The organism is Paraburkholderia sp. Ac-20347 (assembly GCF_017104805.1).
Classification (GTDB): Bacteria; Pseudomonadota; Gammaproteobacteria; order Burkholderiales; family Burkholderiaceae; genus Paraburkholderia; species Paraburkholderia tropica.
On sequence record NZ_JAAGPN010000429.1, the window covers coordinates 1 to 4421 of the forward strand.

General features: G+C 67.6%; 3 protein-coding genes and 1 riboswitch. Of the genes, 1 reads left to right on the forward strand and 2 read right to left on the reverse strand.

Annotated elements, in window-relative coordinates:
* Positions 1 to 2244: cobaltochelatase subunit CobN (cobN, locus tag G3N97_RS36925; protein WP_205997710.1), on the reverse strand; the 2244-nt coding region annotated here is incomplete at its 3' end.
* A gap of 31 nt (positions 2245 to 2275) precedes the next feature.
* Positions 2276 to 3379 carry a cobalamin biosynthesis protein CobW gene (cobW, locus tag G3N97_RS36930; protein ID WP_205997711.1) on the reverse strand — a complete coding sequence of 368 codons (1104 nt, stop codon included), beginning with the start codon at positions 3377 to 3379 and terminating at the stop codon, positions 2276 to 2278.
* A 266-nt stretch (positions 3380 to 3645) separates the two neighbouring features.
* A riboswitch (cobalamin riboswitch) is annotated at positions 3646 to 3919 on the reverse strand.
* Positions 3920 to 4121: 202 nt separating this feature from the next.
* Between cobW and G3N97_RS36935 the strand changes: the two genes are divergently transcribed.
* A partial coding sequence (locus G3N97_RS36935) for a cobalamin biosynthesis protein (RefSeq protein ID WP_346778176.1) occupies positions 4122 to 4421 on the forward strand: 300 nt, incomplete at its 3' end.

The window sequence follows — 4421 nt, forward strand, 5'->3', positions numbered from 1 at the left end:
CGCGGCATCGCGCAGATGATCGATGCGCAGATCGCGCGCGAGCGCGTCGATCAACCCCGCGTTCGCGCCCTGCCCGTCGCCGCACGCGTAACGGCCGAGCGCGAGCAGCGTGTCGCGCCGCTGCGTGCCTTGCGGCGACGCGCCGAACGTATGCAGCCCGTCGCGGATCTGCGCTTCCTTCAGCTCGCACAGATACGCGTCGGCGCGCGTGAGCAGTGCGTCCTCGGCGTCGACGCTGGTGGGCGCGTCGATGCTCAATTCCTCGTGCAGCTTGTGCTCGACGATCGTCGCGAGAATGGTCTTGCGCAGCAGCTTCGCGCGGCGCGGATCGACCATCAAGGCTTCGTAATACTCGTCGACCTGACGTTCGAGATCCTGCAGCGGCCCGTAGTTTTCGGCGCGCGTGAGCGGCGGCATCAGGTGATCGACGATCACGGCCTGCGCGCGGCGCTTCGCCTGGCTGCCCTCGCCCGGATCGTTGACGATGAACGGATACAGATGCGGCAGCGGGCCGAGCACCATGTCCGGCCAGCACGTGTGCGCGAGCGCGACGCTCTTGCCCGGCAGCCATTCGAGATTGCCGTGCTTGCCGACGTGCGCGATCGCATCGATGCCGAAGGTCTCGCGCAGCCAGAAGTAGAACGCGAGATACGCGTGCGGCGGCACGAGGTCGGCGTCGTGATAGTTCGCGTAGCTGTCGTCGCCGCGCGAACGCGACGGTTGAATGCCGACGAACACCTGCCCGCAGCGCCAGCCCGCGATCATGAAGCGTCCACGGCGCACGCCCGGGTCCTGCTCGGGCGCGCCCCAGCGCGCGATCAGCGCGTTTTGCGCCTCCACGGGCAGTTGCGCGAAATAGCGCCGATAGTCGTCGAGCGCGAGACTCTGAAACGCGGGCCGCAGCGCGCGCGTGTCGGGATCGTTGGTCACGCCCTGCGTGAGCGTGTCCATGAGCGCTTCGCCGTCCTCGGGCAGATCGGCGACGCGATAGCCTTCGTCGCGCAACATGCGCAGGATATTCACCACCGACGCGGGCGTATCGAGCCCCACGCCGTTGCCGATGCGCCCTTCGCTCATCGGATAATTCGCGAGCACGAGCGCGAGCTTTTTCTGCGCGTTCGGCTGCGTGCGCAGGTGGCACCAGCGGCGCGCGAGTTCGGCCACGAAAGCCACGCGCTCCGCATCGGGCTGATAGCGCACCACGTCGACCTGCGTGTGCTTGCAGTGATACGCGAGACCCTTGAAGCTGATCGCGCGCGTGATGACGCGGCCATCCACTTCGGGCAGCGCGATATGCATGGCGATGTCGCGCGAATTCAGGCCGTGGTTGTCCTTGACCCAATCGTCGCGATTGCCGCCGCTCAGGATCACCTGCAGCACTGGCGCGTCGCCCGCGAGCGCGAGCGGTTCGGGGTCGTCGAGCGCCGAGGCCGCGAACGCCGTGGTGTTGAGCACGAGCGCGATGTCGTGTTCGGCCGCGAGACGGTCGAGCACGTCGCGGCTGATCGCGTCCTTGAGCGAGGTGATGGCGAGCGGCAGCGGATTGAGTCCGCGCGCGAGCAGCGCCTCGATCAGCGCATCGAATGCGGCCGTGTTCGCGGCCTGCAGATGCGCCTTGTAAAACAGGATCGCGACGACGGGCGCGCCGGGTGTCCAGCGCGCGCGCCAGTCGTCGACGGTCGCCACGTCGCGCGCCGGATGATAGATCGCGGCGGCGGGCAGCACGACCGGCGGCGCCGGTTCGCTGCCCCAGTCGAACGCGCGCCACGCGAGCGCGCGCAGAAAACCTTCGGCATTCGCCGCGCCGCCTTCACGCAGATAACGCCACAAAAGGCGGCAAAAATCCGGCTCGGCGCGGCTCCTGGCGATCAGGTTCGGGTCTTCCTGCAAGTCGCCCGAGAACATCGCGAGCAGTTGCCCGCGCTGCTCCGCGAGCGACACGACCTGCTCGATGCCGTAAGGCCAGTAGGCTTCGCCGCCCAGATGATCGACCACGACCACGCGCGCATGCTTGAGCACGTCGTCGATATAAAAATCGACCGACGCGTTCTGGCGCAGATACGTGACGTTCGCGAGCCGCACGCCCGGAAAACCTTCGGGCAGGCGCGGCACGACGCTCGCCAGCAGCGCGAGCGTGGTGTCCGCCGAACTCAGTACGACGATCTCGGCGGGCTGCTGATCGATGCGGATCACGCCCTGCGTGTCGTCGACGAAACCGCCCGGCGTGGTGCGCAGCAAATGCATGGGTGTCGCTCGTTGAACTGCGTGCTGCGTGTTATTGCGCGGCCGCGGATTGCACCGCGTTTTGCTCATCAGCCAGCGCCGCGTCGAACGCGCCTTGCAGCGTGGCGGCGTCGAGGTCCTCGCCGATCAGCACGAAGCGGCTCGCAAGCGGCTGCGCCGCGCTTTCCTGCGCGTTCCAGCGGCGATCGAAATAGCTGTCGAAGCGGCGGCCCACGCCCTGAATCACGAGGCGCATCGGCGCGCCCGGCAGCGCGGCGAAACCCTTCACGCGATAGATCGTGTGCGTATCGACGAGCTTTTGCAGCGCCGCGACCGCCGCGTCGCGCGACGACACCTGCGCCTCGACCACGACGGAATCGAACTCGTCGTGATGATGGTCGGCGTCGTCGGCGGAACCGTGGTGATCGTGGCGCAGATGAATGCTTTCCTCCGACGCCGCTTCGAGACCGAGCAGCGTGTGCAGGTCGAGCTTGCCGTGCTGCGCGCGCACGATCTTCACCTGCGGCGGCAGTTCTTCGCGCAGCTCCTCGATGAGCGCGTCCTGCGCAGCGGCGTCGATCAGATCGGTCTTGTTCAGGATGACGAGATCGGCGGCCGACAGTTGGTCTTCGAACAGTTCGTGCAGCGGCGATTCGTGATCGAGATTCGGATCGGCCTTGCGCTGCGCATCGACGGCTTGCGGGTTTTCCGCGAACTGGCCGCTCGCGGCGGCGGGACCGTCGACCACCGTCACGACCGCATCGACGGTGAAGGCGTTGCGGATCGACGGCCAGTTGAAGGCCTGCACGAGCGGCTTGGGCAGCGCGAGGCCCGAGGTTTCGATCAGCACGTGGTCGATGTCGCCGCGGCGTTCGAGCAGTTGCTCCATCACCGGGAAGAATTCTTCCTGCACGGTGCAGCAGAGGCAGCCGTTGGCGAGCTCGTAGAGCTGGCCTTCCGTTTCGTTGCCGTTCTCGTCGCAACCGATACCGCAGCCGCGCAGGATTTCGCCGTCGATACCCAGTTCGCCGAATTCGTTAACGATGACCGCGACGCGCAGGCCACCCGCGTGCTGAAGAATGTGGCGCAACAGCGTGGTTTTGCCGCTGCCGAGGAAGCCCGTGACGATGGTGACGGGGATTTTGCGCATCTGCATGAGGAAGCTCCTTCGGCGCATGGGCCGCAGGTGAGGTGCGCCGCGCCGTGCGCGTCGCGTGTGAGCGTCGTGGCGGATGGATCGTCGCGTGGCGTGCGACGGCACATGCAATCAGCGAAGTCCGCGACGTGCGCAAAGCACGGGATCGCGGCGCGCTGCATGACGCCATCGGTGACGATACGTGACGAAACAACCGGCCTGGACGCGCCACGGGCGAGGCCCGGCATGACGCATGAAATCATGGACGCGGCGCCGCAACCCCGCAGCGCGCATCCCGCGTATCTGGCCGGTATCCGGACTGACGAGTCACGCCGCCTCGCCTTCCCGCGCGGCGCGCCATTCAGGCGCGCTTCGCACAGTGGCCATGCATGCGGCGCATGCGATGAAGCGGCTTGCATCGACCTTGCGGACGATGCGCTCGTTGTACCGTTGCGGGTGCAGTTCAGGTTGGCCGTGCCCGTGGCGGGATGGCTCCCTGATTCCCGTTTAACTGCGTGCGAAACGTACGCGCACGCGAGCACCAGAGTGCGTGCGAGTGTAGGCGCGGGTGGGCTGCGCGTCAACCTGGACGGGCGACTGGCGGGGGCCGCGGGGCGCAGGCCTTTGACCCGCGATGCCGCCCTTCCGAGCCGCGAGACGCGAAATGGCTGTGCTATCGTATGCGCGCATTTGCGCCGTTTTCGGCTGTTTTCGGCCGATTCCCGCTTTTTCCACGCATCACGCCCCCGACTTTCCGCGCTCCGTGACTCCCGCCCCGCCCGCCGACTGCTTGCCCGATGCCGCCCCGGCAGCGGACAATGCGGCGCCGCTCGCCCAGGCGATCGCGCTCGCGATGGGCATCGGCTGCCGCCAGGGCGTGTCGGTAGCGCAGATCGAGGCCGCCGTGCGGGCCGCGCTCGGCGCATGGCCGCTCGCGCGCGTGCGCGCCGTGGCGACGCTCGACGCGAAAACCGGCGAGCCCGCATTGCGCGCGTTTTGCGCGGCGCACGGGCTGCCGTTGCAGGGATTTACGCGCGAGCAGGTGCAGACGATGGCGCAGCAA

Bases quoted from the DNA above. Each gene is read 5' to 3' on its own strand.
- cobW (WP_205997711.1), bottom strand. From the start codon at position 3,379: ATGCAGATGCGCAAAATCCCCGTCACCATCGTCACGGGCTTCCTCGGC.